We start from the raw sequence: 26,992 nt of genomic DNA, 5'->3' as shown, positions 1-26,992 counted from the left end.
TTCGCCGGGTGCGCGGCGACTTCTCATCCCGTCACGGCCGGGAATTCGACCGTGTCGCCCTCGGTGTCCCCGAACGCAGGTACGGTCTGCCGCCGGGTGCGCAGGCAGGCCACACACACCACCGCTCCGAGGGCCGCGACGACCGCCGCCGCCACGAGCGCCCCCTGCAGGCCGGCCACGAAGTCCTGCGGTGACCCGCCGGGCAGCAGCGACTCGGCGGGCAGGAACACCCCGAGCACCGCGACGCCGACGGCGATGCCGGTCTGACGGAACGCGTCGTTGATACCGGCCGCGAGACCGGAATGATCCGCGGTGCTCTCCCCGAGGACGATCCCGCTCATCACCGGGTTGAAGACACCCGCGGCCGCGCAGGCCACCACGAGTCCCGGCAGCAGGACGTACTTCGAGCTGTCCGCCTCGGCGACCGTCATCATGAGCAACCCGACGGCGACGAGCGCCAGCGAGCACGACAACGAGACCCACGCGGGGACGACACGATCGAGTTTCGCCGTCGTACCGACGACGACGAACATGGCGACGGTCGCGGGCAGGTACACCAACCCCGCCTGCACCGGCGACAACAGCAGGACGTTCTGCAGGTACAGGGTGGTGTAGACGAACACCGCGAACAACGACGCCGAGATGGCGAAGGCCGCGACCTGCGCTCCGGCGAAGGCCCGGTTGGCGAGCAGATGTGGCGGCAACATCGGTTCGGCGGTGCGCATCTCGTGCACGACGAAGGCGACGAGGGCACCGGCAGCGACGACGAACGCGAGCACCGGCTGGGCATCGGACCACCCGATCTCGTGGCCGCGCAGCACGGCGAACACGAGCGCCGCCAGTCCCACCGCGGCCAGGAACTGCCCCGGCACATCGGCGCCGCGCGGGCGGGGATCCCGCGATTCGGGCACCCAGCGCAGGGACAGGAGCAGGGTCACGAGGCCGATCGGCACGTTGACGAAGAAGATCGCGCGCCAGTCGAGCAGTTCGGTGAGCAGACCTCCGACGAGCGGGCCGACCGCGAAGGCGCCGCCGATGGTCGCGCCGTAGGCCGCCAGGGCCGACGCCCGTGCCGGCCCCCGGTCGAAGACGTCGGCGAGGAGGGCGAGCGAGCAGGCGAACAGGACCGCCCCACCGATGCCCTGCACGGCCCGGGCGAGATCGAGGAACCAGATCGTCGGGGCGAGGGCGCACAGCAGCGAGGCGACCGTGAACCAGACGAGGCCGGCGACGAACACTTGGCGGCGGCCGCGGCGATCGGCCCACGACCCGGCACCGAGGACGACTGTGGCCAGGGCGAGGGTGTAGGCGTCGATCACCCACTGCAGTGAACTCACGCCCGCGTCGAGGTCGACGGCGATCGACGGCAGTGCGGTGTTGACGACGGCGATGTCGAGCATGAGCATCGCCGTCGTCACACATACCACCAGCAGCGTGATCCGCTTCGTCGCGGTGCTTCTCGCAGGGATCGGTGTGGTCATGGAACGTCCTTCCGTATCGAGGTGTGTGGACCTCGGACACGGTGCATCGCGTCGCTTGGGACGAACCGGGTGTACTTCTTGGACCGCTCGGCAGTCACCGACATCTCCCCGTCGGGACGACCGGGGATCACACACCGATCACGACAGGGTCACGGGGCAGTTGCAGGCCGCTCGGGACCGGACACACCCCCTCCTACCTGGGGCAAATGCGGAGAATTCGACGTCGTGTCCGATATCGTCGTTGCGAAGCGTCCGTCCCGGCTCGTCCGGAGCATTCGAGAAGGCAGGCCATGCGATCCTCCACCTCAACCACAGGTCGGCATCGCCTCGGCATGGAAAACGGTGTTCACTGCATCCTCATCCCCGAGGTCGCTGCCGCCCTCGCCGAGCACCGGCGGAACTGGTTCACCGCGCTGCTGACGAACGCGCGCCACAGCCACGCCGCGATGCGCAAGCGGGCGACGGCCCTGCCCGCGCAGTGGGCCACTCCCGCCGTGGGGTGAACTCGCCGTGAGCTGAGCACCTGCCACCGACGACATACGAAGACCGGCCCCCTCCGTTGCGGAGGGGGCCGGTCTCGTCGTGGTCCCGGGCGTGGTCCCGGGAGCCGTTGCGCCGGAGCAACGAGCCCCTGTAGAACGCGGACGGCCCCGCACCGAAATGGTGCGGGGCCGTCCGTGGAACCCTGTGTCAGGCGTTGCCCGACAGCTTCTCGCGCAGAGCGGCGAGCTGGGCGTCGCTCGCGAGCGATCCGCCGCCGGTCTCCGGAGCCGCCTCGGCACCCGACTCGGACGAGTAGTTGCCACCGGACACGCCGGCCGCAGCCTCGGCAGCCTCGTCGGCAGCCATCTTCTCGATCTGAGCGGTGTGCATCTTGTGGCGACGCTCGGCCTCCGCGTAGCGGGACTCCCACTCCTCACGCTGCTTCTCGTAGCCCTCGAGCCATTCGTTGGTCTCGGGATCGAAGCCCTCGGGGAAGATGTAGTTGCCCTGCTCGTCGTAGCTGTCGGCCATGCCGTACTTCGACGGATCGAACTCGGCGGTGTAGTCCTCGTTCGCCTGCTTCAGCGACAGCGAGATACGACGACGCTCGAGGTCGATGTCGATGACCTTGACCATCGCGTCGTCGCCGACGGCAACGACCTGGTCCGGGACCTCGACGTGGCGCTCGGCCAGCTCGGAGATGTGGACGAGGCCCTCGATGCCCTCCTCGACGCGGACGAACGCGCCGAACGGAACGAGCTTGGTGACCTTGCCCGGCACGATCTGACCGATCGCGTGGGTGCGGGCGAACTGACGCCACGGATCTTCCTGCGTCGCCTTGAGCGACAGGGAGACGCGCTCGCGGTCGAGATCGACGTCGAGAACCTCGACGGTGACCTCGGTGCCGACCTCGACGACCTCGGACGGGTGGTCGATGTGCTTCCAGGACAGCTCGGAGACGTGCACGAGGCCGTCGACACCGCCGAGATCGACGAAGGCGCCGAAGTTGACGATGGAGGACACGACGCCCTTGCGGACCTGGCCCTTCTGGAGCTGGTGCAGGAACTCGCTGCGGACCTCGGACTGGGTCTGCTCGAGCCATGCGCGGCGCGACAGGACCACGTTGTTGCGGTTCTTGTCGAGCTCGATGATCTTGGCCTCGATCTCCTTGCCGACGTACGGCTGGAGGTCGCGGACGCGACGCATCTCGACGAGCGACGCGGGCAGGAAGCCACGCAGGCCGATGTCGAGGATCAGGCCGCCCTTGACGACCTCGATGACGGTGCCCTTGACGGCCTCGTCCTTCTCCTTGAGCTCCTCGATCGTGCCCCAGGCGCGCTCGTACTGAGCACGCTTCTTGGACAGGATCAGACGGCCTTCCTTGTCCTCCTTGGTGAGAACAAGAGCCTCGACCTCATCGCCCACCGACACGACCTCGTTGGGGTCGACATCGTGCTTGATGGAGAGCTCGCGGGACGGGATGACGCCTTCGGTCTTGTAACCGATGTCGAGCAGCACCTCGTCGCGATCGACCTTGACGATGGTGCCCTCGACGATGTCGCCATCGTTGAAGTACTTGATCGTGGCGTCGATGGCGGCGAGGAAATCCTCGGCGGAGCCGATGTCGTTGACGGCTACCTGCGGCGAGGTGACGGTGGTGGAGGCCATGTGTTGAGTTGCTCCGGACGGGTTGATAGTCGGTTGGTCAAATTCGGTCGGGCACGTGAAACACCCACTGCGATACGGCGATGTGCGAGTCACGGCGAGTTCCTCGCTCGGCCCTGGAGCCGAACTGCGGACACTCGCGATCACCAGGCTACGCGTCTCGAGGGGACCCGGGCAAACCGATATCGGGACCGCTCCCCCGCACCCGATAGGCTCACACACATGTCGGGCTCCGCGAACACCCCTTTTCCAGACCTTTCGGGCGCCCCGGAGGGAACCGACGAGGAGGCCGCGCGCCACGCGGACGCCGAGACGATCCTCGGCGAGACCCGCCCCACCCGGACCCGCCTCGGCTCTCTCGAGAGCGAACGCGCGAACCGGGTGTGGTGGGACGCCGACACCGACGACTACCACCGCACGCACGGCGAGTTCCTCGGCGTGGATTCGGCCGCCGGCGAGTTCGTGTGGTGCCCGGAAGGGCTGCACGAGGGCGATGTGCAGTTGCTCGGCCCGGTCGCCGGCCGCGACGTCCTCGAACTCGGATGCGGTTCGGCGCCGTGCGCCCGCTGGCTCGCCGGACAGGGCGCCCGCGCGGTCGGTCTGGACATCTCCATGGGGATGCTGCAGCGCGGACGCGCGGCGATGGCCGCCTCCGGCCCGACGGTTCCGCTCGTGCAGGCCGGCGCCGAGAACCTGCCCTTCGCCGACGCAAGCTTCGACATCGTGTGCTCGGCGTTCGGCGCGGTGCCCTTCGTCGCCGATTCCGCCCGGGTGATGCGCGAGGTCGCGCGGGTGCTGCGGCCCGGCGGACGGTGGGTGTTCTCCGTGAACCACCCGATGCGGTGGATCTTCCCCGACGACCCGGGCGAACAAGGCCTGGTCGCGATGTTCCCGTACTTCGACCGGACGCCCTACGTGGAGGTGGACGCGACGGGCCGGGCGACCTACGCCGAACACCACCGCACGGTGGGCGACCGGGTGCGCGAACTGGTCGCCGCCGGCCTCGAGGTCTACGACATCGTCGAACCCGAGTGGCCCGAGCATCTCGACCGCGAGTGGGGGCAGTGGAGCCCGCTGCGCGGTTCGATCTTCCCGGGCACCGCCATCTTCTGCAGTCGCAAACCCGCCTGAACCCGATTCACAACAGGCGGGACAGGAACTCCCGGGTCCGGCTCTCCTTCGGGTCGGCCAGCACCTCGCGGGGATCCCCGGCCTCGACGACCACGCCGCCGTCCATGAACACGAGCTGATCGGCGACCTCCCGCGCGAAGCCCATCTCGTGCGTGACGACGACCATCGTCATGCCGCCCTCCGCGAGGTCCCGCATCACCGCGAGCACCTCGCCGACGAGTTCGGGGTCGAGGGCCGAGGTGGGCTCGTCGAACAGCATGAGCTTGGGATCCATGGCGAGTGCGCGGGCGATCGCGACGCGCTGCTGCTGGCCGCCCGACAGCTGCGCGGGATAGGCGTCGACCTTGTCGGCCAGCCCCACCCGCGCGAGCAGATCCCGGGCCTTGTCGACCGCCTCGTCGCGCTTGAGCTTCTTCACGAGGATCGGCGCCTCGACGACGTTCTCGAGCACGGTGCGGTGCGGGAACAGGTTGAAGTGCTGGAACACCATGCCGATGTCGCGGCGCTGCTTCGCGGCGGCCCGCGGGTGCAGTTCGTACAGCTTCGAACCCCGCTCGGCGTAGCCGACGAGATCGCCGTCGACGTACAGGCGACCGGCGTCGACGCGTTCGAGGTGATTGATGCACCGCAGGAAGGTCGACTTGCCCGATCCGGACGGGCCGATCAGACAGGTCACCTGGCCGCGCCCGACCTCGAGCGAGATGCCCTTGAGCACCTTGACGGCACCGAAACTCTTGCAGACCCGGTCGGCCCGCACCATCGGCGTGTCGACGGACGTCATATGCGTTCCTCCCCCGGTGCGCCGGGCTTCGGCGTCGGCTTGCCGGCCTCGGTGACCGGTGCGTTCTGTGCGTCGGCGAGTGCCTGCAGCTGGCGGGCGGTGAGCTGCCGGCTCAGGCCCTTCGAGTAGTGCCGTTCGAGGTAGTACTGGCCGATCATGAGCAGGCTGGTGATCGCCAGGTACCAGGTCGCAGCGACGAGCAGCAGCGGGATCGGCTGGAAGTTCGCACCCGAGATGTCGCGGGCCCGGCCGTACAGCTCGAGGCTGTAGGGCACGGCGGCGACCAGCGAGGTGGTCTTGAGCATGCTGATCAGCTCGTTGCCGGTGGGCGGGATGATCACCCGCATCGCCTGCGGCAGGACGGTGCGGCGGATGGTCTGCGACCACGACATGCCGAGCGCGGTCGACGCCTCGAGCTGCCCCTCGGGCACGGAGGTGATGCCGGCGCGCACGATCTCCGCCATGTAGGCCGCTTCGTTGAGTGCCAGACCGATGACGGCGAACAGGAACGCTGCGTTCAGGCCCTGCACGTCGATGTGGACGAACTGGTGGACGAACGGGATCCCGAGGTCGATCTGCTTGTAGATCGACGGGAACAGTCCCCACAACACGAGCTGGACGTACACGGGGGTACCGCGGAAGACCCACAGGTACAGCCATGCGACGGAGCGCAGCACGGGATTCGGGGACAGACGCATCACGGCGAGCACCACGCCGAGAACGACGGCGATGGCCATGGCGAGCACCGTCAGCTGGACGGTCTTCCAGGCGGCTGCAGTGATGCGGGCGTCGAACAGGTACTGGGCGTAGATGTCCCAGCGGTACGCCTCGTTGGTGGCTGCTCCCCAGGCGAACAGCCCGAGTGCGACCAGGACGATCGCGCCGGAGATCCATCGTCCGGGATGCCGCAGGGGTACTGCGCGTATCGGCTCCGGTTCGTCCGGTCGCGGTTCCGCGGATCTCGCGGACGTGGACTCGCTCATGGTTCCCTTTCTCAGCTCGTCGCGCCGTTGATCTGCGAGGTGGTGATCGCGCCGTCCTCCATGCCCCAGCGCGCGGTGATCTCGTCGTATGCACCGGAGTCGATGAGGTACTGCACCGCCTGCTGCAGTACGGGACCGAACGGCGAACCCTTCGCGACGACGAAGCCGTAGGGCGCGGCGTCGAAGACCTCACCGGCCGGTTCGAGTCGTCCCTCGCTGCGGGCGATGACGTACGCCGTGACCGGTGAGTCGGCGGACAGTGCGTCCACCCGGCCGAGGATCAGGGCGTTGGCGGCCTCGTCCTGGCTGTCGTACTTGACCTTGTCGATGGGCGGCAGTCCGCGGGCGACGCACTCCTCGCTCTTGGCGGGGACCTCCTCGAGGTCCTCGATGGTGGTGGTCTGCACCGCCACCCGCAGGCCGCACGCGTTGTCGGGGTCGACGGATTCGCCGGTGCGCTGCGCCCACTGCACCCCGGCGCTGTAGTAGGTGACGAAGTCGACCGATTCCTCGCGTTCCTTCGTGTCGGTGAAGGACGACGAACCCATCTCGAAGGTGCCCGCCTGGACCGCCGGGATGATCCGGTCGAAGTCCGCTTCGTTGAGCACCGCCTCGAGTCCGAGAACGTCTCCGAGGGCCTGGACGAGTTCGACACCGAAGCCGACGATGGTGCCGTCGTCGTCCTTGAACTCGTTGGGGGCGTACGGGACGTTCACTCCGACCTCGAGGGTGCCGCCGTCGGCGATGTCGGGCGGCAACCGGCTCGCGATGGCGTCGACCTTGTCGACGGTGACGCGGTCGCCGGGCGGGACGGTCGATTCGGTGTTCACCACGCACCCGGTCGCGAGGGTGAGCACCGCTGCTCCCGCCGCCAGCCTGCTCAGGGTCCGGACGCGACGACGCCCCCACGAGGTCGCGCGGCGGGTGTGCACTGCTCGATTCACAGTCGAACAGTATCCAACCCGGGAGGGGTGCGAATGCAAACCCGAAGCTCAGGCCTCGAGGCGGGCGATGACGGCGGCGGTGAACTCGTCCGTCGACGCGGTGCCACCGAGATCGGCGGTCGCGACACCCGCCGCGACGGTCGTGCGTACCGCGTCCTCGATGGCGCGGGCGGCCGCGGAGAACTCGATGTCCGCGCGCGCACCGACACGGTCGAGAAGCATGGCGGCGGAGAGGATCAGCGCGATCGGGTTGGCGCGGCCCTGCCCGGCGATGTCCGGTGCGGCGCCGTGCGCGGCCTGAGCCATGGCCTTGGTGCGTGACGCGTTGATCGACGCCGCGGTGCCGAGCGAGCCGGACAGTTCGGCGGCGAGATCGGACAGGATGTCGCCGAACATGTTCTCCGTCACGATCACGTCGAACTCGGCGCCGCGGCGGACGAGCAGCGCGGCCATCGCGTCGACGTGCTGGTCGTCGACGGTGACGCTCGGGTAGAGACGACCCACTTCCTGGCACACGTCCCGGAACAGGCCGGTCGTGCGGGCGAGCACGTTGGCCTTGTGCACGATGGTCACGCGCTTGCGGCGACGGGACGCGAGGTCGAAGGCGGTGTGCGCGATGCGTTCACAGGCCGCGCGGGTGATCACTCCGACCGCGAGTGCGATGTCGGGGGTGGGCATGAACTCGCCGCTGCCGACGGCCATGTTCCGGTCGGCGTAGAAACCCTCGGTGTTCTCCCGGACGACGACGAGATCCATCTTCGGTGACACCGACGCCGCTCCCGGCAGTGCGCACGCGGGCCGGATGTTCGCGTACAGGTCGAAGTGCTTGCGGATCCGTCCGCCGGGTGTGAGCTGCCCCCGGAACTCCGGTGGGTACGAGGCGCTGTCGTGCGGGCCGAGGATCCACGCGTCGAGTTCGGTGAGGGTGTCGAGGGTGACCTGCGGCAGAGGGCTGCCGTGCGTCTCGATCGCGGAGGCGCCGACGGGCAGCGGCACCCACTCGACTGCGACCCCGGCTGCCGCGACGGCGGTGTCGACGATCCTGCGGGTCGCCGGCACGATCTCGGGACCGATGCCGTCCCCCTCGAGAAGTCCGATGCGGTGGCTCTGAAGCGTTGCGGTGTCGTCGGTCACCCGGTCATCATTGCCTACCGTGGTCCAGTCGGTGGAACTCCTCCTCGACGCCCCGCTCGACGCGGCGGTGCGCGACGAGTGGACGCGGCTGCTCGACGCCGGTCTGCACAGTCAGGGACGGGTCCGTTCCGAATCCAACCGTCCGCACGTGACGCTGTTCGTCGCCCATGCCGTACCGGACGAACTCGAGGACGCGGTGCGGGCCGCCATCACGGTCCGGCGGCTCACCCTCCGGCTCGGTGGCGTGGTGATCTTCGGTGGCCGGTACGCGACGCTCGCCCGGACGGTCGTGCCGTCGATCGAACTGCTCGAACTCCAGGCGCGGGTGTTCGAGGTGCTTTCGGACTGCCCCGGGATCCCCGCGCACATCCGGCCCGGTGAGTGGACGCCGCACGTCACCCTCGCGCGGCGGGTACCGGCCGCGCGCGTCGGCGCGGCGGTCCTGGCGGCGCAGACCCCGGAGCGGCAACTGACCGGGTCGAGTGCGGGCGTGCGGCGATGGGACGGCGAGGCCAAGCGGGAGTGGCTGCTCACCTGAGCAGGGGGCGGTGGGCGGTTCAGAAGCGGTAGTCGCCGAACTGCGTCACTTCCATATGGGTGTCGGGTGTGCGTCCGGTGAGGGCCAGCACGTCGAGGAGGAGGAAGACCGCCAGAAGTAGGAGGACCAGCAGGATCATGCTTCGAGCCTGCCGCGCCGGAAACCCACCCGACAGTGGCAGAGCCGTCGGAGAACATCGATTTTCTGCCACCGCGGTGTCACACTGGATGCCGTGTCCGGAACACCTGGAACCGCCGGCCGGCTCGAGAAGGTGGTCGTCCCCGTCCTCCCCTACGTCGAGACCTTCGAACTCGGCGTGGCGTGCGAGGTGTTCGGGTTCGACCGCTCCGACGACGGCCTGCCCACCTACGACTTCCACCTCGTCGCCGCGACCTCCGATCCGGTGCGCACCCGCTTCGGCTACACCATCGAGGTGCCGCACACGCTCGATCTCCTCGACGACGCCGACCTGATCCTGCTGCCGGCAGTGAACAGCGAGGGCATCGCACTCGACGACGAGCGCCTCGAACCGTTGTTCGCGAAGCTGCGCGCCGCCGTCGACCGCGGCGCGCGGGTGGCGAGCATGTGCACCGGGGCGTTCATCCTCGGCGCGGCCGGGTTGCTCGACGGACGTCGCTGCACGACCCACTGGATGCACGCCGACCGTCTCGCCCGGACGTATCCGACGGCGCAGGTCGACCGGGACGTGCTCTACGTCGACGACCATCCGGTCCTCACCGCCGCAGGCACCGCGGCCGGCATCGACCTGTGCCTGCACATCGTCCGCTCCGCCCAGGGAGCCCAGGTCGCCAACACGATCGCCCGGCGCATGGTGGTGCCACCGCACCGCGACGGTGGGCAGGCCCAGTACGTCGCGATGCCGCTGCCCGAATGCAAGGACGAGTCGCTCGCACCGTTGCTCGACTGGATGAGCGAGCACCTCGACCAGGAACTCCCGGTGGCCGCACTGGCGCAGAAGGCGCACATGTCGGCGCGGACCTTCGCGCGGCGGTTCGTCGCCGAGGTCGGGGTCACGCCCGCCCGCTGGCTCCGCGACCAGCGGGTTCTGGCCGCGCAGCGCCTGCTCGAGGAGACCGACCTTCCGATCGACGTGGTGGCCGACCGTGTCGGTTTCGGCACCGCTGCGGTGCTTCGCCAGCATTTCCTGCGCCTGCGGCAGACCACTCCGCAGGCCTACCGACGGACCTTCCGGCGGTCCGTCGAACCCGCGAGCGTGGGACGCCGCGAGCGGGTCGGCGTGGGACACCACGGGCCCGCCGGTGTGGGACACCACGAGCCGGTCGGCGTGTGACGTATCCCTCGATCGACACGTCCCGACGGCGCCCCCGGAGCGGGCACGTCACGTAGCGTGGCGGAAGGAACCCCGTCACGATTGTGGCGGAGGGAACGAACGGGAAGAAACAGCGGCGGCCGGATGTTGGACCCGTCGACACGCCCGACCGAAAGGATTTCCGTGGCAACCAAGGCTCTCACCCAGCAGGACTTCGACGAGGTCGTCACGAGCAACGACATCGTGCTCGTGGACTTCTGGGCCGACTGGTGCGGCCCCTGCAAGCAGTTCGCCCCCACCTTCGAGGCATCGTCGGACAAGCACCCCGACGTCGTGCACGCGAAGGTCGACACCGAGGCCGAGCAGGCCATCGCGGCGGCGGCGAACATCCGCTCGATCCCCACGATCATGGCGTTCCGCGAAGGCATCCTCGTCTACAACCAGGCCGGCGCTCTTCCGCCCGCCGCTCTCGAGGATCTCGTCTCGCAGGTCAAGAACCTCGACATGGACGATGTGCGCAAGCAGATCGCGGAGGCTCGCGCCGAGCAGGGCTGACCCACACGCGTCGACGGCGCCCGTCCCCGGCATTCCGGGGGCGGGCGCCGTCGTCTGTACAGCTCCGTGTACCTGCGGCCGGTGTGCCTGCGACTCAGTGCGCCGCGGCGTCCCAGCTGCGGCCGTAACCGACCGAGACCTCGAGCGGCACCGACAGCTCGATGACGGAGTCCATCTTGTCGCGCACGAGCGCCTCGACCTGTTCGCGCTCGGCCTCGACCACTTCGAGCACGAGTTCGTCGTGCACCTGCAGCAGCATCCGCGACCGCAGTCCGGCCTCGCTGAGCGCCTTCTGCACGTCGATCATCGCGACCTTGATGATGTCGGCGGCCGTGCCCTGGATGGGGGCGTTGAGCGCGGCGCGCTCGGCGATCTCCCGGCGCTGCCGGTTGTCGCTGTTGAGGTCGGGCAGGTACCGGCGGCGCCCGTAGAGGGTGGACGTGTAGCCGACCTTGCGGGCCTCCTCGACCACGTTGTAGAGGTAGTCGCGCACGCCGCCGAAACGGGTGAAATAGGCCTCCATCTGCTCGCGCGCCTCGTCGGTGGAGATCTTCAGCTGCTGGGCGAGCCCGTAGGCGCTCAATCCGTAGGCGAGACCGTAGGACATCGCCTTGACGCGGCGACGCAGCTCGGGGGTGACCTCCTCGAGCGGCAGCCCGAACGCCCGCGACGCCACGAAGGTGTGCAGGTCCTCGCCCGTACGGAAGGCCTCGATGAGCCCCTCGTCGGCCGACAGGTGCGCCATGATGCGCATCTCGATCTGGCTGTAGTCGGCGGTGAGCAGCACATCGAAACCGTCGCCCACCACGAAACCGTCGCGGATCCGGCGACCGGCCTCCGTCCGCACCGGGATGTTCTGCAGATTCGGCTCGGTCGACGAGAGCCGGCCCGTCGCCGCGACGGTCTGGTTGAAGGTGGTGTGGATGCGACCGTCGTCGGCGATGGACTTGATGAGTCCGTCGACGGTGGTCTTCATCTTGGTGTGCTCGCGATGCGCGAGCAGGTGTTCGAGGAAGGGGTGGCCCGTCTTGTCGAACAGGTTCTGCAGAGCGTCGGCGTCGGTGGTGTAGCCGGTCTTGGTCTTCTTCGTCTTCGGCATCTCGAGCTCGTCGAAGAGCACCACCTGCAGCTGCTTCGGCGAACCGAGGTTGATCTGCTTGCCGATCACCTCGTAGGCGGCGTTCGCGGCGGCGGCGACCTGGGCCGCGAATTCGGACTGCAGGTCGTGCAGGTGCGTCGAGTCGACGGCGATGCCGGTGGCTTCGAGATCGGCGAGGACCTCGAGCAGCGGCAGTTCCATTTCGGTGAGCAGACGCACCGACTCGATCTCGCCGAGTTCGGTGTCGAGGGCCGCGGCGAGGTCGACGACGGCGCGCGCCGCGAGGATCTGCGCCTCGGCCGCCTGCGCGTCGGCGGCGTCCTCGTCGTCGAGCAGCGAGAGTTGTTGCGCGCCGGTGTCTTCCACCCGCAGCTCACGCTTGAGGTAGCGCAGCGACAGGTCGTCGAGCTTGAACGAGCGCTGCCCGGGCCGCACCAGATAGGCGGCGAGCGCGGTGTCGCTGGTGATGCCGGCGAGCGTCCAGCCGCGTCCGCGCAGCGCGTGGATGGCGAACTTCGCCTCGTGTACGGCCTTCTCCACGGCGGGGTTCGCGAGCCATGCGGCGAGGGCGTTCTCGTCCTCGGGCGTGAGCGCCACCGTGCTCACATAGGCGCCCTCACCGTCGGCCCCGGCGACGGCGATCGCGGTCGCGTCGCCCCCGTAAGGAGTGCCGGTGCCCACCACGGCGAGGCCGTGGCGTCGGCCCGACGGGGCGTGTTCGGCGAGCCAGTCGCCGAGGGCACCCGGCTCGACGATCCCGCCGCGCACCTCGAAGCCCTCCTCGGCCTCGGGTTCGGCCGACGAGAGCGTCTCGAACAGCCGGTCGCGCAGCACCTTGAACTCGAGGTCGTCGAACAGGCGGTGGATGCGGTCGCGGTCCCACGGTGCGAGGGCGAGTTGTTCGGGGGTGTACGGCACGGCCACGTCGCGCACCATCTCGGTGAGCTGGCGGTTGAGCAACACGTTGGACAGGTTCTCGCGCAGCGCGTCGCCGGTCTTGCCGCGCACCTCGTCGACGCGGTCGACGAGTCCGCTCAGACTTCCGTACTCGCGGATCCATTTCGCCGCGGTCTTCTCGCCGACGCCGGGGATGCCGGGCAGGTTGTCGCTCGGGTCGCCGCGCAGCGCCGCGAAGTCCGGATACTGTTCGGGGGTGAGTCCGTACTTCTCCTCGACCGCCTCGGGGGTGAAGCGCGTCAGGTCGGAGACACCGCGCCGCGGATACAGCACCGTGATGTCGCCGTTGACGAGTTGGAGCGCGTCGCGGTCGCCGGTCACCACGAGCACCCTGAATCCCTGGGCGTGCGCCTGCGTCGCGAGCGTGGCGATGATGTCGTCGGCCTCGTAGCCCTCGATCGCCATGACCGGGATCCCCATCGCGCCGAGGACGTCCTTGGTGAGGTCGATCTGCCCCTTGAAGTCGTCGGGTGCGGCGCTGCGCTGGGCCTTGTAGGCGGCGAACAGTTCGGCGCGGAAGGTCTTGCGGCTGACGTCGAATGCCGCCGCGACGTGGGTGGGCTGCTCGTCGCGCAGCAGGTTGATGAGCATGGAGGTGAACCCGTAGACCGCGTTCGTGGTCTGCCCGCTGTGGGTCTTGAAGTTCTCGGCGGGCAGCGCGTAGAACGCGCGGAACGCGAGGGAATGGCCGTCGAGGAGCAGCAGGGTCGGGCGGTCGTCGGTGGCCGCGGTGGACGTCGCGGAAGTGGATGCACGGGTCACGCGTGCCAGTCTAGGGACCGAGGACGACAGCGTCGGCCACACCGCCCGACCATTGCCTCTCCGGTATGTGCGAACACTCGTTGTCCGAAGAAACGAGACCGAAACGTCCGGGTGATCCAATTTTTCCCGTGGACGTGCGATCCAGCCGCTAGAGTCCCCTGTCACGACACCGTAGTCCGGCGTCATCGCAGTTGACGATGATGCCCCGGGCGCAGTGCCGCGCTCGATGACAGCGCACCAACCGGGAGGACCTGCGTGGCCCCTATCTCGGGATGTCGGCGACGACCGACCTCGACCCTCCACCGATCGGTCCGCGCCGCACTCGTCACGCTCGCGAGTGTTCTGTTCGTCCTCGTCGGCGCCGGCCTCTCCTCCGCCCAGGACCCACCCGACCCACCCTCACCGCCCGCGAACACGGCACCGGCCGCACCCGACGAGGAATCCGCGGAGGGGGTGACCGTCCGCGGAACGCTCAACAATGCCGGCGAACGACTCGACGGTGTCGTCGTCCGTGCGACCACCGAGGGCGGCGAGGTGGTCGCGGAAACCGAATCGGCCGACGGTGGGCGCTGGGAGCTCACCGTTCCGCCGGGCACCTACGTCTTCGAGGTCGACACCGAGAGCCTGCCCGACGACGTCACCGTCCAGACATCGGTGACCCGCGACGTGGCGCCGGGACGGGCGAACACCGTGATCTTCTCGTTCGGGGAGGCGCGCACCGGATCGACCGTGGCATGGGGCGAGACACTGGTGCGCACCATCGTCGACGGTCTGCGTTTCGGTCTGGTCATCGCGATCGCCGGGGTGGGCCTGAGCCTCATCTTCGGCACGACGGGCCTGACGAACTTCGCCCACGGCGAGCTGGTGACCCTCGGCGCGGTCGCGGCGTGGATCTTCAACGTCACCCTCGGTGTCCAGCTGATACCGGCGACGATCCTGGCAGTGATCGTCGGCGTCGTCATCGGCCTGCTCAACAACGCCCTCATCTGGGCCCCGCTGCGGCGGCGCCGCACCGGCCTGATCGCCCAGCTGGTGGTGTCGATCGGGCTCGCGATCTCGTTGCGCTATCTCATCCTGGCCTTCTACTCCGACCGCACCCAGCCGTTCGACGACTACCAGGCACAACAGCAGCTCGTGTGGGGGCCGATCGCGATCACCCCGGTCAATCTCGCATGCATCGTGATCAGCCTGGTGGTGCTCGTCGGCGTCGCCCTGCTGCTGCAGCGCACCCGGATCGGCAAGGCGATGCGTGCCGTGGCCGACAACCGCGACCTCGCGGCGTCGTCGGGAATCGACGTCGAACACGTCATCCGGTTCGTGTGGGGGCTCGGGGGTGGGCTCGCCGCGCTCGGTGGGGTGCTGTTCGGCCTGTCGGAGCTCGGCGGCCGCGTGCAGTGGGAGATGGGATTCAAGCTGCTCCTGCTCATGTTCGCCGGCATCATCCTCGGCGGCCTCGGCACCGCCTACGGCGCGCTGGTCGGCTGCGTCGTGGTGGGTCTGCTGGTCCAGCTGTCCACCCTCGTCATCAACCCGGACCTGAAGTACATCGGCGGTCTGCTCGTCCTCATCGTCATCCTGGTCATCCGCCCCCAGGGCATCCTCGGCAGTCGGACAAGGATCGGGTGACCCATGGATATCGTTGCGGTACTCCAGGTTTCCTTCGCCCAGCTCATAGGCCCGTCGGCGATCTTCTACGCGCTGCTCGCGATCGGCCTGAACCTGCACTACGGCTACGCCGGTCTGCTGAACTTCGGCCAGATCGGGTTCGCGCTGCTGGGCGCCTACGGCGTGGGCATCATGACCGTCACCTACGACCAGCCGTTGTGGGTGGGCATCCTCGTCGGCCTCGCGCTGGCAGGCGTGCTCGCGCTCGTCCTCGGCATCCCCACCCTGCGTTTGCGGGCCGACTATCTCGCCATCGCGACGATCGCCGCGGCGGAGATCCTGCGCCTGGTGTTCCGCTCGACCGCGTCCGACTCGGTGACCGGATCCACCCGCGGCCTGTGGGGATTCGCCGACCCGTTCACCTCGCTGAGCCCGTTCGATTCGAGTCGCCAGTACAACCTGCTCGGTATGCGGTTCTACGGCGACGACCTGTGGGCGATGGTCGTCGGCTGGACCCTCGTGCTGTTGTTGTGCGGGCTGGTCTACCTCCTCTCCCACAGTCCGTGGGGGCGGGTCCTCGAGGCGGTGCGCGAGGACGAGGACGCCGCCCGAGCACTCGGCAAGAACGTCTTCGCCTACAAGATGCAGGCCCTGGTGCTCGGCGGCATGATCGGCGGTCTCGGCGGCGTCTTCAACGCCCTGCAGACCAAATCGATCAACCCCGACTTCTACTCGACCGCGCAGACCTTCTTCGCGTTCGGCGCGCTGATCCTCGGGGGTGCGGGAACGGTCTTCGGACCGGTGCTCGGCGCCATGGTGTTCTGGTTCCTGCTCACCCTCCCGGACGCCTTCCTCCGCCAGGCGATCGCCGGACCCGACCCGCTGCTCCCCCTCACCGAACAACAGGTCGGCGCGATGCGGTACGTGCTGCTCGGCATTCTCATCGCGGTGATGATGGTCTTCCGGCCACAAGGCATCCTGGGAAGCAAGCGGAAGGTGCAACTCGATGCCTGACACGATCCGACCCGACCCGAAACCGCCGCGCACGGTCCTCGGCACCGACGAACGCGCCGCACTGTTCGCCGGTGTCGACCGCACCCCCGGCGCCGCCAAACCCGACCCGATCCTCGTCGTCGACGATCTGTGCCGCACGTTCGGCGGCCTCAAGGCCGTGGACGTGGGCCATCTCGAGATCCAGCGCTCGTGCATCACCGGCCTGATCGGCCCGAACGGTGCCGGCAAGACCACCTTGTTCAATCTCCTCACGGGCTTCGACCGGCCCTACACGGGCACCTGGGCGATGGACGGCGTCCCGCTCGGCCGCCTCCACCCCCATCAGGTGGCGCGGCGCGGGATCGTGCGCACCTTCCAGCTCACCAAGGCCCTGTCGAAGATGACGGTCCTCGACAACGTCCGTCTCGGCGCCCGGCACCAGACCGGCGAGCGCATGGCCGGCGCACTGCTGCCGTGGACATGGCGCCGCCAGGAACGCGAGATCACCACGCGCGCACACGAGCTGCTCGACCGTTTCGGTCTGGCCACGAAGGCCGACGACTTCGCCGGTTCACTGTCCGGCGGTCAACGCAAGCTGCTCGAGATGGCCCGTGCGCTGATGACCGAGCCGACCGTCGTCATGCTCGACGAGCCGATGGCCGGCGTCAATCCGGCGCTCACGCAGAATCTGCTGGGACACATCAAGACCCTGCGCGACGACGGGACGACGGTGGTGTTCGTCGAGCACGACATGGACGTCATCCGCGACATCTCAGACTGGGTAGTGGTGATGGCGCAGGGTTCGGTGATCGCGGAGGCACCGCCGGACGCCCTGTCGTCCGATCCGGCCGTGGTCGACGCCTATCTCGGCAGTCACCACGACCAGGCACTCGAATTCGACGACGAGGGCAATCCCGTGGGCGCGACCGCCGAACTCGCCGACGCCCTCGCGGACGCGGAGGCACAGACCCTCGAGGCCGGCGGTGATCTGTCCGACCCCGAAGCCGGAGGCGATCCGTCCGATCGCACTGCCACGTCCACGGACGCGACGGCCACGAGACTGGAGAAGCCGTGAGCGACAACATCCCTCCCGCGTCCACCACGACGACCACGGGGACGACGCCGGCGGAACGTGCCGCGACCCCGGAAGAACATGCCCGCCTCGCGACCGGCGCCCTCCTGCGCGCCGACGATCTCGTGGCCGGTTACTTCCCCGGCGTCGACATCCTGCGCGGCTGCAATTTCTACCTGCGCGACGGTGAGATCGTGGGCATCATCGGCCCGAACGGAGCCGGCAAGTCGACCCTGCTCAAGGCGCTGTTCGGCCTCATCCCCATCCGCAGCGGTACCGTCACGCTCGGCGGGGACGCGATCACCTCGGCGCCCGCGCACATCCTGGTGCGCAAGGGTATCGGCTACGTGCCGCAGACGCAGAACGTGTTCCCCTCACTGACCATCGAGGAGAACCTCGAGATGGGAATCTATCTGCGCCCGAAGGACTTCGATAAGCAGTTCGAGCGGGTGGCGTCGTTGTTCCCCTTACTGGCCGAGCGCCGGAAGGTCAAGGCGGGGGCGCTCTCCGGTGGGGAGCGGCAGATGGTCGCGATGGGCCGCGCACTGATGATGGAGCCGTCGGTGCTGCTCCTCGACGAGCCGTCCGCGGGACTGTCGCCGATGTTCCAGGACGAGGTCTTCATCCGCTGCAAGAAGATCAACGCGGCGGGGGTGTCGATCATCATGGTCGAGCAGAATGCTCGTCGCTGCCTGCAGATCTGCGATCGCGGATACGTCCTCGACCAGGGCCGCAACGCGTACACCGACACCGGCAGCAATCTCATGCACGACCCGAAGGTCGTGGAACTGTATCTCGGTACCCTCGCCGGCAGCCGGGAGAAGCGGAAGGGGTGACCGCCCACCGGCGATCACCCCTTCGCTCACGACCTGCGGGTCACTCCCCCACCACGATGTAGTCCTCGGTGGTCAGGGTGTTGTCGGGGCCGAACACGAGTCGGCCGTACGAGCCCACGCCGGGTTCGCCCGCGTCCACGAAGGTGAGTTCGCCGGTGGCACCGTCGTAGTCGATGTCCTGATCCGCGCGGAGAAGGTCGAGGCACTGCTGGTAGCTGGTGCACTTCTCCCCGTCACGGGTCACCGAGTTGATGTTCGCGGCGATGTCCACCCCGGCGGTCGACCCTGCCTGTTCCGCCGCCAGCGCCGAGACGATCACGGCGTCGTAGGACTCACCGGCGTAGTTGAAGTCGATCAGGCCCGGGTCGACGCCGAGCAGTCGCTGCTGGAACTCCTCGCCGGTGTCGGTCAGCGGCGTGGTGCCGGCCATGCCGTCGAGCAGCCCTTCGGCGACGTTCTCGCCCAGCGCGTTCCCCATGTTGCCGTCGACGCCGAAGACCGCCATGCCGTCGGACGGGCCGATGCCCACCTCGTGCATGCGGGTGATGATCTTCGCCGACTCCTCGAAGCCGATGAGCGCCACGGCATCCGGTGCGAAGTTGGCCACCTGGTCGACCTCCGCGTTGAACGACTGCGCGTTGGGGTCGTAGATGATCTTCTGGATCTGGTCCTCCGGGATACCGGCGTCGACGAGGTTGTTCACGGTGTTCTCGGCGAGACCGGTGCCGTACGGATCGTTCAGCGCCAGGATCGACACGCGCTGCGCCCCGTCCTCGGCGATCAGCTGCGCGAGCGCCTGCGCCTGGAGCACGTCGGTCGGGGCGGTGCGGAAGTACAACCCGCGGTCGGCGTAGCAGACGAACTGGTCGGAGGTGTTCGCCGGCGAGAACTGCACCACACCGGCACTGACGATCTTGTCGATCACCTTGAGCGAGACCGACGACGAGGCGGCACCGACGATCACCTGGGTGCCGTTGGCGAGATGCCGATCGACGGTGGTGTTCGCGGTGTCGGTCGTCGTGTCCCCGGAATCGCCCGGGAACAGTTCGACCGGCTGGTCGAGAACGCCGCCCGCGGCGTTGATGTCGTCGACGGCGAGCCGGACGGCAGCGACCTCCGGCGGTCCGAGGAAAGCGAGACTGCCGGTCTCGGGGAGAATCGTGCCGATCTTCAGCGGTCCCGTGGCGGGAGTCGCCCCTGCTGTGGCCTGCTGTGGTTCGCAGTCGGTCTCGACGGTCGTCGCAGCCGCCGACCCCTCGTCACCGGCCGACGTACCGGATGCCGAATCGTCGCTGTCCGAACCACACCCGGCGAGGGCGAGCGTCGCAGCACCGAGTACCGCTACGGCGCGGACCAGAGTCCGTCTTGCCATTCAACTCTCCTTCGAACGCCTGACACCGCATCCGGCGGATTCCGGATGTGGTCGAAACATAGCGGTCCGAAGCACCCCGCGAACCGGGCCGAAATCCTTGTGATACGACCGTTATCTGCAGGGCGGAGATTTGATGTGGCGGTAACGCGACGGGACGCCGTGAGCACGCGAAACCGGTTCGCGCGCCTAGCCGGAGGTGTCGTCTCCGAGGGTCTCGAGGACGACCACCGCGACCTGTTTCATGGTGGTGCGGCGGTCCATGGCGGCGCGCTGGATCCAGCGGAACGCCTCCGGTTCGGTCATGGCGTGCTTCTCCATGAGCAGTCCCTTGGCCCGGTCGACGAGCTTTCGGGTCTCGAAGCGCTCGTTGAGCCCCTGCACCTCGCGTTCGAGCTCGCGCAGCTCGGAGAAGCGGCTGACGGCCACCTCGATGGCGGGCACGAGATCGCTCTTCGAGAACGGCTTGACGAGATAGGCCATGGCACCTGCATCGCGGGCGCGTTCGACGAGTTCGCGCTGACTGAAGGCTGTGAGAATAACCACAGGGGCGATACGACGCTGCGCGATCTCGGAGGCGGCGTCGATGCCGTCGCGGCGCGGCATCTTGACGTCCATGATCACCAGGTCGGGCCGGAGCTCCTCGGCGAGTTCGACGGCACGCTGCCCGTCGCCGGCCTCGCCGACCACTTCGTAGCCCTCCTCGCGCAGCATCTCGACGAGATCGAGCCTGATCAGGGCCTCGTCTTCCGCTACGACGACCCGACGAGGAGTTGGTGTGCTGTCGTGCGGCGCGGAGGTCATGGTCGGGCCTTCCCCTCGGTACTGGCGGTCCCCGGTGCAGGGTGGAACGTAAGAAGGGTACCGGTGCGCGCCCGCTTCGCCCGATCCTCTACAGTGGTGTCCGCAATGCCCCCGTATCCCAATTGGCAGAGGAAACGGATTCAAAACCCGTCCAGTGTGAGTTCGAGTCTCACCGGGGGCACCACTTTTCGGCTCACGCCACACGGTCGGAGCACGCGTTCCGCATCCCGCCGATTCCCGCTCCGCTGTCGTAATGTTCCGGCGTGAGCATCTGGGTTCCTGTCGTCGTTGCACTCGTCACCGGGGTGGTGTCGTGGGCCGTCGTGCGCCTGTCACGCGAGCTGTCCCGCCGAAACCTCCGGACCCGGATCGCAGCCGATCTGGCCATCTACAACGGACTCGGCGACGAATTCCGGAAGCGTCCCCTGCGGGAGAGCGTCGACGCCCGGCTGTGGCAGCTCGCGGCCCAGTCGATGCCGTTGGCGCCGGGATCGCGCCCGAAACCCCGGATCCGCAGGATCCTGGCACTGATCGCAGTGGTACTCGTCGCCGTCGGAGCGCTCGTCTTCCTCGAACTCGTCCTGGGCATCCGGGAGGACGACTCGGCCCGGATGGCGCTCGCGCTGCTGGCCGGCGCCGTGGTCGGGTTCTCGATACCCGGTCTGTCCGCCGATCCGGCGGAGTTGCAGGAGCGGCAGCTCATCCGGGCGTTGCGGGAGCGACGGGCCATGGAGCAGCTGCAGAACGGGCAGAGTTCCTCCACCGGCACTCCCCCGGACCTGGCGGAGACCGCGTAGCTACGATTCTCCGGGTGACCGGTTACGACGAGTTCGACATGTTCGGGGGCCTCGACCCCGCGTCCCTGCCGCTGCGCCAGCAGCAGATCCTGGCCGCGATCCGCGACTGGATCGTCGCGGAGGGGTCGTCGCCGAGCACCCGGCAGATCGCCGAATCGGTGGGTCTGCGGTCGACGTCGACGGTCTCGAAGCATCTGAAGAGCCTCGAGGACAAGGGTTTCCTCCGCCGCGGCACCGGTGTGGCCCGACAGCTCGACGTGCGCCCCTTCCTCGGCGCCTCCGGTGGTGAACGGGCGTCCGACGACACCGTGACCGTGCCGGTCGTGGGCGACATCGCCGCGGGCGCACCGATTCTCGCCGAGGAGCACATTGACGACATGCTCACGCTCCCCCGCGATCTGGTCGGCTCCGGCACCGTCTTCGCACTGCGCGTGCGCGGTGACTCGATGGTCGACGCGGCGATCTGCGACGGCGACACCGTGGTGGTGCGGCGCCAGCACGAGGCCCATTCCGGTCAGATCGTCGCGGCGATGATCGACGGCGAGGCGACTGTCAAGGTGTATCGGCGCCGAGGCGGCCACGTCCACCTCGAACCGCGGAACTCCGCCTATCCCGTCCTCGACGGCGACGAGGCGGTGGTGCTGGGCACCGTGGTGTCCGTCATGCGCCGCATCTGATCCCTGCCGAGATCAGCGGCAGATCGGATCGGTGATGACCGGCGGTAGTCCGTCGAGGAGATCCTGCGCGGGCGGCCCGAGGAGCGGATCGCCGGCGAGCCAACCCAGCGGCGGGCAGTCCTGCAGGAGCGGGCCGGTCTCCGGTCCGGGTCGAAGAGGACCGGTCTCCGGTCCGGGTCGAAAAGGACCGGTCTCCGGTCCGGGCGGCATCCCTTCGGTGAACGCGCCGAGGACGTGTTCGGAGAGCTGCCCTGCCGATCCGTAGGTCGACGCCGCGACGGAGAAATCGGCACCGAACGAGGCGGAGGCGTGGAACGAGCGGTCGTCGCTCCATCCCCACTTCGTCCCGATGACACCGGCGATCAGCGCCGTCCCGTAGTTCTGCGGATATCCGTCGGCCGCGGTGTCGTAGGCCCTGGCCATCGCAGCGAGCACCGGCGAACCGGGATCGGTGCGCTTCTTCGTCTCGAGATAGGTGACCATGTCGTGCGTCGACGTGGTGCCGACACCCCAGTAGCCGGGCACGTAGGTGTCGGTGAGCCCGAACTCCGCCGCGGTCGACGAGATCGCCTGCGGGTATTTCGCGTGCAGGCGGTCGGCGATCGCGTCGTTCGACGACCGGATCATCTCGGTCGCGTCGGCGTGGTCCGCGGGGTCGCCGTAGGTGAGGACGTACTCGGCCAGATACATCTTGACGATCGACACACCGGCACGGGACTCGTGTTCGTTCGCGGTGCCGGCGCGCACACCGGTCGGGGTGTGCGCGAACGAGATCTGGGTACTGCTCGGAGCAGCGATCGCGCCGGTGTCGTCCACGATCGGCGCGGGTGCTGCGGAGGCGATGTGACCGCCGAGGGCGGTGAAGGTGGCTACGGCGAGGGCTGTCGCAATCGGGCGCATGCGGACGGTTACCCCGAACCGGACGCGCGTAACGGCCGCGACCTGCACCCGACCGTTCCTGTCGGTGCTCGCCACTACAGTTCGGCCGTCCGGGGATCGCTCCGGACCCAGCGACACGAAACGGATCCACCATGTCGATGCCCGCCACTCCGCCCACTCGTCGACCGTGCCGATCTTCCGTCCCGGTGCGTCCCGCTCGCGGACCGAGCGCCCGGGCCGTCGCGTGCCGGACGACGATCCCGTTCGGGCGCGACAACGACGGCACGCCCGTCTCGTGGGATCTGTCCGCCGGCCGACACCTGTTGATCCGACGCGACGAGCGCCGCTCGTCGCCCAGCGTGTCGCTCGACCTGATCGCGATGACGACCCTGACCGGCGGCACCCACGACCTGGTGGTCGTCGATCCGCACCGTCGGCATCGCTGGCTCGGCGGATCCGCCTCGCTCCCCACGGGGCCGTGCTGTTGGGCCACCACCGCCGAACAGATCACCGGCGTGGTCGCCGAACTCGACTCCCCGGTCGTCGGACCCCCGCGCGTGCTGCTCGTCGCCGATCTCGCCGCAACCGTCGCAGCGCTCGACGACGAGGGGCGCGCCCGGCTCGCCCGGGTCGCCGCGGACGCACGCGAGCACCAGTTGCTGCTAGTCGCCACCACCGCCGACACGAATCCCCGCTGGTATCCCGAGGGGCTGATCGACGCGTTCGACGACATCGTCGCGCGACGGCACGAGGAGAGACCGTCCTTCGGCCTCCGATGATCGCTCGATCGGCCGAGGGAGTACTCGATCGACACCCGGCAGTACTCGATCGACACCCGGCAGTACTCGATCGACGCCGAAAAAACTGATCGAACCGCCGCGATCGGCGCATTCGTCCTGGGGTGGTTCTTCGTCGTCCAACGCGCCGCCAGTTTCATCACCGATCCCGAGGGGACCCTCCGGACTCGGACGCACGCGATCAACCCTGATCACGCGGTGTTTCGACGAGACCTTCCCGGATCCGTTCCGTCCACGCGTCGACGTCGACCCAGTCCCGGGCATCGCCGTAGTGTCCGCCCATCAGCCGGAAGACGATCCGCCCGATTCCGGCCCAGTCGCCCGAAGCGATGACACCGGCGAAGAAACGGTGATCACGCACGTCGGCGACCGAACGGAGGTTCTGCACCGCCCGAGGTTCCGGGGTGACCCGCCGCAGATATGCGGCCACCCGGGGCGAGAGGATCGTGCTGGTCGCTCCGACCGACGAGACGGAGAACGCCCACACCGGTCGTCCTACCGGCTCGGCGCATAGCCGATGGATCGCATCGGAAGCCTCGGGGAGCCACTGGCCGTTGTGGATCGCGCTTCCGACGACCAGCGCCTCGTACGTTCGCACCGACGCGATATCGCCGAGCGCGCGGAGTTCCACGGCACCGCGGCTTTCCAGTCCCGCAGCGATGCGTTCGGCGATGCCCCGCGTCGACCCTCGGGCGGTCGCGTAGCCGATCAGGACGGACATGGCGGAGCCTTTCGGCAGTGGGTGACGGCGCCGGGTGCAGTCTCCAGTGTGAGGAACGGCGTGCGCGGCACACGAGAGTCTTCGGTCACTTCCTGCGGGCAGGTCGGGACCGTCGACTCTTGTGCGACCGACCGGTCCGAGCGTGTACTGGCAGGGTCCCGGAACGGCAGGATCCCGGAAACAGCAGTGTCCCGAAACGGCCGTGCCCGCAGCTCGGACAGGCAGCGAGGTGATCGTGATGACAGCACACCACCCCATCGTCGCCGGAGTGGACGGATCGAGAGCGTCCCTGCAGGCCGTGGGCTGGGCAGCTCGCGAAGCGGAACGTCGCCGGCTCCCGTTGTCGTTGGTCACCATAGTGTCGGTCCGCAACACCTTCGGTGTCCCGATCGGCATGCCCGCAGGATTCTTCGAGCAGGAGGAGTCCGAGGGACGCGACATGCTCCTCGACGCCGCCGAATACGCGCGCCGCGCGGCGCCCGATGGTGAGCTGGACATCGAGACCCACCTGTGCACCGGTTCCCCGTCGCTCGAACTGGTGGACCGGTCGAAGTCGGCGTCGATGGTGGTGGTCGGAGCCGGAGACAACCGGTTCGGCTGGGAGCGATTCGGTTCGGTCAGCCGAGCGGTGGTGACGCACACGCACGCCCCTGCCGTGGTGGTCCGCAAACTGCCGCACGTCGACGTCAACGACATCTCCGGTCCTGTGGTCGTCGGCGTCGACGGTTCGGAGCACAGTGTGCGCGCGGTGTCCGCGGCGTTCGAGGAGGCTTCGCTGCGCGGCACCGACGTGGTGGCCGTCCACGCGTGGTCGGACCTCGATGTGCGCGGCCCGTTCCGATTCCGGATCGACTGGGACAGCGTGGAGAACAAGGAGCGGGCGTTGTTGTCGGAGAGTCTCGCCGGGCACGGCGAGGCGTTCCCGGATGTGCGGGTGTACCCGGTGGTGGTGCTGGACCAGCCCTCCCACTATCTTGCGTCGCACGCTGCCGATGCGCAGTTGCTCGTTCTCGGCCGTCGCGGTCGAGGCGGGTTTCCGAGCCTGATGCTGGGATCCACCACATGGGCGCTGCTGCACACGGTGACCTGCCCCGTGATGGTCGTCCCGTAGTGCGCGACCTACAGTCGGCGGTGATCCCCGCCGGTCACGTCCCGTCGCTCCGGGCGCGGTCGAGCAGGATGCGTTGTTCCGCTCGCGCCACCGTCCGTCTCGTCTGCGCCGCGGCGTCGGGCGCGACCGACACGGAGGTGATACCGCGCCGGACGAGATGTTCCGCGAGTTCGGTGCTCGTCGACACGGCCTGACCGCACAGCGACGTCGTCAGTCCCGCGGCCGAGGCCCGCTCGATGATGTGATCGATCGCGTCGAGCACCGCGGGGTCGAGGGTGTCGAACAGGTCCTTGCACACCTCCGAGTCCCGGTCCACCCCGAGCATCAACTGCGTGAGGTCATTGGTTCCGATGGACACACCGTGGATGCCGAGCTTCGCGTATTCCGGCAACCAGTAGATGACCGACGGGACTTCGGCCATGATCCAGCGCTGCAAGCGCTGGTCGGAGCCGAGCGGATGCCGGTCGAGTTGGGCGAGGCAGTCCCGCAGTTCCCAGCGGGTGCGCACGAACGGGATCATCAGGTGCACGTTCGGGTGCGCGCTCCGAACCCGGTGCAGCACATCGAGATCCAGGGAGAACAGTTCCGGATCCCGAATGTACCGGAAGCATCCGCGGTAGCCGATCATCGGGTTCTCTTCGTGGGGTTCGACCTCACCGCCCTCGAGGTCGGCGAACTCGTTGCTGCGCAGGTCGATCGCGCGGTACACGACCGGACGCGGTGCGAACGCCGCCGCGATCCGCGCGAGGCCACCCGCCATCTTCTCCACATATTCGTTGCGACGGCCCTGCGCGATCATGTGCGAGGGATGTTCCCCCGCGAGCGCTTCGGTGATCATGAACTCGGCGCGCAGCAGACCGACGCCGTCGACATCGGTCGCGGCGACCGCCTCCGCGGCGTCGGGGGTGGCGAGATTGACGTAGACCGCTGTGGCCGTGACAGTCTCGGCGGAGAGAGTCGATGTCGCCGGCGCGGAGGTCGTCGCCGCGGGCCGCTCGGCGGTGTGGACCGCCCCGTCGAACACCACACCGACGTTGCCGTCCACGGTGATCAGCTGCCCGTCGTGCAGATCGGTGGTGGCGGTACGTGCACCGACCACGACGGGCTTGCCGAGTTCCCGTCCGACGATGGCCGCGTGGCAGGTGATGCCACCGCCGTCGGTGACGATGCCGCCGGCGCGGCGCAGGATCGGCAGCCAGTCCGGCCGGGTCATCGGTGCCACGATGATCTCGCCGTCGCTCAGGCGCTTCCCGTCGACGAGTTCGTGCAGCACCCGCACGCGGCCGGTCACCGTCCCGGGGCCCGCGCCGAGACCGGTCAGCAACGGTCGTGCCTCGCCGTTGCCGGACGGGGCGGGAGCCGCCGGTTGGTCGAGTGTGGTGATGGGGCGGGTCTGCACGATCCACAACTCGTCGTCGGCGAACGCGAACTCGAGGTCCTGGGGATGCCCGTAGTGTTCTTCGACTCCGGCGGCCAGCCGTGCGACGCGCAGGAGTTGCTCGTCGTCGAGGACCCGGGTGCGGCGCT

Annotated in this window: 25 protein-coding genes and 1 tRNA gene; 14 read left to right on the top strand and 12 right to left on the bottom strand. The window is 68.5% G+C overall.

The window, feature by feature from the left end; translation table 11 throughout:
* Positions 1-23 precede the first annotated feature (23 nt).
* Complete coding sequence (locus tag ACPCXD_RS19900; RefSeq protein ID WP_160876887.1) at positions 24-1,481, bottom strand: MFS transporter; 1,458 nt, start codon at positions 1,479-1,481, stop codon at positions 24-26.
* 290 nt (positions 1,482-1,771) lie between these two features.
* Here ACPCXD_RS19900 and ACPCXD_RS19895 point away from each other — a divergent pair, with 290 nt between their 5' ends.
* Positions 1,772-1,984 carry a hypothetical protein gene (locus ACPCXD_RS19895; RefSeq protein ID WP_016934979.1) on the top strand — a complete coding sequence of 71 codons (213 nt, stop codon included), beginning with the start codon at positions 1,772-1,774 and terminating at the stop codon, positions 1,982-1,984.
* Between the two features lie 187 nt (positions 1,985-2,171).
* Here the strand turns inward: ACPCXD_RS19895 and rpsA are convergent, their stop codons facing one another.
* On the bottom strand, positions 2,172-3,632 hold the full coding sequence (rpsA, locus tag ACPCXD_RS19890) for a 30S ribosomal protein S1 (protein ID WP_016691436.1): 1,461 nt from the start codon (positions 3,630-3,632) through the stop codon (positions 2,172-2,174).
* Between the two features lie 219 nt (positions 3,633-3,851).
* Here rpsA and ACPCXD_RS19885 point away from each other — a divergent pair, with 219 nt between their 5' ends.
* Positions 3,852-4,760, top strand: coding sequence for a class I SAM-dependent methyltransferase (locus tag ACPCXD_RS19885; RefSeq protein ID WP_202400262.1), 909 nt, complete (start codon positions 3,852-3,854; stop codon positions 4,758-4,760).
* 7 nt (positions 4,761-4,767) lie between these two features.
* Here the strand turns inward: ACPCXD_RS19885 and ACPCXD_RS19880 are convergent, their stop codons facing one another.
* From ACPCXD_RS19880 to ACPCXD_RS19865, 4 genes are all read right to left on the bottom strand, one after another.
* Positions 4,768-5,541, bottom strand: a complete 774-nt coding sequence (locus ACPCXD_RS19880; RefSeq protein ID WP_160876885.1) for an amino acid ABC transporter ATP-binding protein — start codon at positions 5,539-5,541, stop codon at positions 4,768-4,770.
* Complete coding sequence (locus ACPCXD_RS19875; RefSeq protein WP_423660928.1) at positions 5,538-6,524, bottom strand: amino acid ABC transporter permease; 987 nt, start codon at positions 6,522-6,524, stop codon at positions 5,538-5,540. The genes ACPCXD_RS19880 and ACPCXD_RS19875 overlap by 4 nt, the downstream gene beginning before the upstream one ends.
* A gap of 11 nt (positions 6,525-6,535) precedes the next feature.
* Complete coding sequence (locus ACPCXD_RS19870) at positions 6,536-7,408, bottom strand: ABC transporter substrate-binding protein (RefSeq protein ID WP_229568343.1); 873 nt, start codon at positions 7,406-7,408, stop codon at positions 6,536-6,538.
* 108 nt (positions 7,409-7,516) lie between these two features.
* A complete protein-coding gene (locus tag ACPCXD_RS19865) occupies positions 7,517-8,602 on the bottom strand; it encodes an isocitrate/isopropylmalate dehydrogenase family protein (protein WP_160876881.1) in 1,086 nt (361 codons plus the stop codon).
* 19 nt (positions 8,603-8,621) lie between these two features.
* Here ACPCXD_RS19865 and ACPCXD_RS19860 point away from each other — a divergent pair, with 19 nt between their 5' ends.
* The 3 genes from ACPCXD_RS19860 (at position 8,622) to trxA (ending at position 10,986) form a co-directional block, all read left to right on the top strand.
* A complete protein-coding gene (locus ACPCXD_RS19860) occupies positions 8,622-9,140 on the top strand; it encodes a 2'-5' RNA ligase family protein (RefSeq protein ID WP_160876879.1) in 519 nt (172 codons plus the stop codon).
* A 232-nt stretch (positions 9,141-9,372) separates the two neighbouring features.
* Entirely contained in the window at positions 9,373-10,452 is a 1,080-nt protein-coding gene (locus ACPCXD_RS19855) for a GlxA family transcriptional regulator (RefSeq protein WP_423660925.1), read from the top strand.
* Positions 10,453-10,614: 162 nt separating this feature from the next.
* Positions 10,615-10,986, top strand: coding sequence for a thioredoxin (gene trxA, locus ACPCXD_RS19850; RefSeq protein ID WP_016691445.1), 372 nt, complete (start codon positions 10,615-10,617; stop codon positions 10,984-10,986).
* A gap of 94 nt (positions 10,987-11,080) precedes the next feature.
* Here trxA and polA read toward each other — a convergent pair whose 3' ends face one another.
* Positions 11,081-13,804 (bottom strand): DNA polymerase I, encoded by a 2,724-nt coding sequence (gene polA / locus ACPCXD_RS19845; protein WP_423660923.1) that lies wholly within the window; start codon positions 13,802-13,804, stop codon positions 11,081-11,083.
* Positions 13,805-14,059: 255 nt separating this feature from the next.
* On the opposite strand from polA, the gene ACPCXD_RS19840 reads away from it, so the two are divergent.
* From ACPCXD_RS19840 to ACPCXD_RS19825, 4 genes are read left to right on the top strand one after another with little or no spacing between them, the layout of a single operon-like run.
* The gene (locus ACPCXD_RS19840) at positions 14,060-15,430 is read left to right on the top strand and encodes a branched-chain amino acid ABC transporter permease (protein ID WP_229564977.1); all 1,371 of its coding nucleotides are present in this window, start codon (positions 14,060-14,062) and stop codon (positions 15,428-15,430) included.
* 3 nt (positions 15,431-15,433) lie between these two features.
* On the top strand, positions 15,434-16,423 hold the full coding sequence (locus ACPCXD_RS19835; protein WP_016691448.1) for a branched-chain amino acid ABC transporter permease: 990 nt from the start codon (positions 15,434-15,436) through the stop codon (positions 16,421-16,423).
* A complete protein-coding gene (locus tag ACPCXD_RS19830; protein WP_423660920.1) occupies positions 16,416-17,477 on the top strand; it encodes an ABC transporter ATP-binding protein in 1,062 nt (353 codons plus the stop codon). The genes ACPCXD_RS19835 and ACPCXD_RS19830 overlap by 8 nt, the downstream gene beginning before the upstream one ends.
* On the top strand, positions 17,474-18,310 hold the full coding sequence (locus ACPCXD_RS19825) for an ABC transporter ATP-binding protein (RefSeq protein WP_423660918.1): 837 nt from the start codon (positions 17,474-17,476) through the stop codon (positions 18,308-18,310). Before ACPCXD_RS19830 ends, ACPCXD_RS19825 begins: the two co-directional genes overlap by 4 nt.
* Before the next feature lie 40 nt (positions 18,311-18,350).
* Here ACPCXD_RS19825 and ACPCXD_RS19820 read toward each other — a convergent pair whose 3' ends face one another.
* A complete protein-coding gene (locus ACPCXD_RS19820) occupies positions 18,351-19,682 on the bottom strand; it encodes an ABC transporter substrate-binding protein (RefSeq protein WP_016691451.1) in 1,332 nt (443 codons plus the stop codon).
* Positions 19,683-19,868: 186 nt separating this feature from the next.
* Positions 19,869-20,483, bottom strand: coding sequence for an ANTAR domain-containing response regulator (locus ACPCXD_RS19815; RefSeq protein WP_016691452.1), 615 nt, complete (start codon positions 20,481-20,483; stop codon positions 19,869-19,871).
* A 107-nt stretch (positions 20,484-20,590) separates the two neighbouring features.
* On the opposite strand from ACPCXD_RS19815, the gene ACPCXD_RS19810 reads away from it, so the two are divergent.
* The 3 genes from ACPCXD_RS19810 to lexA all read left to right on the top strand — a co-directional run bounded on the left by ACPCXD_RS19810 (position 20,591) and on the right by lexA (position 21,957).
* Positions 20,591-20,667: transfer RNA gene (locus ACPCXD_RS19810), tRNA-Leu, on the top strand.
* Between the two features lie 79 nt (positions 20,668-20,746).
* Positions 20,747-21,280: a hypothetical protein gene (locus tag ACPCXD_RS19805; RefSeq protein WP_088898388.1), complete on the top strand. Its 534-nt coding sequence runs from the start codon at positions 20,747-20,749 to the stop codon at positions 21,278-21,280.
* Between the two features lie 14 nt (positions 21,281-21,294).
* Positions 21,295-21,957 carry a transcriptional repressor LexA gene (gene lexA, locus ACPCXD_RS19800; protein WP_229564979.1) on the top strand — a complete coding sequence of 221 codons (663 nt, stop codon included), beginning with the start codon at positions 21,295-21,297 and terminating at the stop codon, positions 21,955-21,957.
* A gap of 12 nt (positions 21,958-21,969) precedes the next feature.
* Here lexA and ACPCXD_RS19795 read toward each other — a convergent pair whose 3' ends face one another.
* The gene (locus ACPCXD_RS19795) at positions 21,970-22,857 is read right to left on the bottom strand and encodes a hypothetical protein (protein ID WP_423660914.1); all 888 of its coding nucleotides are present in this window, start codon (positions 22,855-22,857) and stop codon (positions 21,970-21,972) included.
* 185 nt (positions 22,858-23,042) lie between these two features.
* Here ACPCXD_RS19795 and ACPCXD_RS19790 point away from each other — a divergent pair, with 185 nt between their 5' ends.
* Positions 23,043-23,615, top strand: coding sequence for a hypothetical protein (locus ACPCXD_RS19790; RefSeq protein WP_230791355.1), 573 nt, complete (start codon positions 23,043-23,045; stop codon positions 23,613-23,615).
* A gap of 199 nt (positions 23,616-23,814) precedes the next feature.
* Here ACPCXD_RS19790 and ACPCXD_RS19785 read toward each other — a convergent pair whose 3' ends face one another.
* Positions 23,815-24,354, bottom strand: coding sequence for a flavodoxin domain-containing protein (locus ACPCXD_RS19785; protein WP_088898391.1), 540 nt, complete (start codon positions 24,352-24,354; stop codon positions 23,815-23,817).
* Positions 24,355-24,592: 238 nt separating this feature from the next.
* On the opposite strand from ACPCXD_RS19785, the gene ACPCXD_RS19780 reads away from it, so the two are divergent.
* Positions 24,593-25,465, top strand: a complete 873-nt coding sequence (locus ACPCXD_RS19780; protein ID WP_172414964.1) for a universal stress protein — start codon at positions 24,593-24,595, stop codon at positions 25,463-25,465.
* Between the two features lie 34 nt (positions 25,466-25,499).
* On the opposite strand, the gene ACPCXD_RS19775 is transcribed toward ACPCXD_RS19780, so the two are convergent.
* Positions 25,500-26,992 (bottom strand): putative PEP-binding protein (locus ACPCXD_RS19775; protein ID WP_423660911.1); only part of this gene is annotated, 1,493 nt, incomplete at its 5' end.

The organism is Rhodococcus sp. AB351, from assembly GCF_049538275.1.
Taxonomy (GTDB): Bacteria; Actinomycetota; Actinomycetes; order Mycobacteriales; family Mycobacteriaceae; genus Rhodococcus.
The sequence above is the reverse complement of the archived record's forward strand: the minus strand, read 5'-3'. Positions and strand labels throughout refer to the sequence as shown.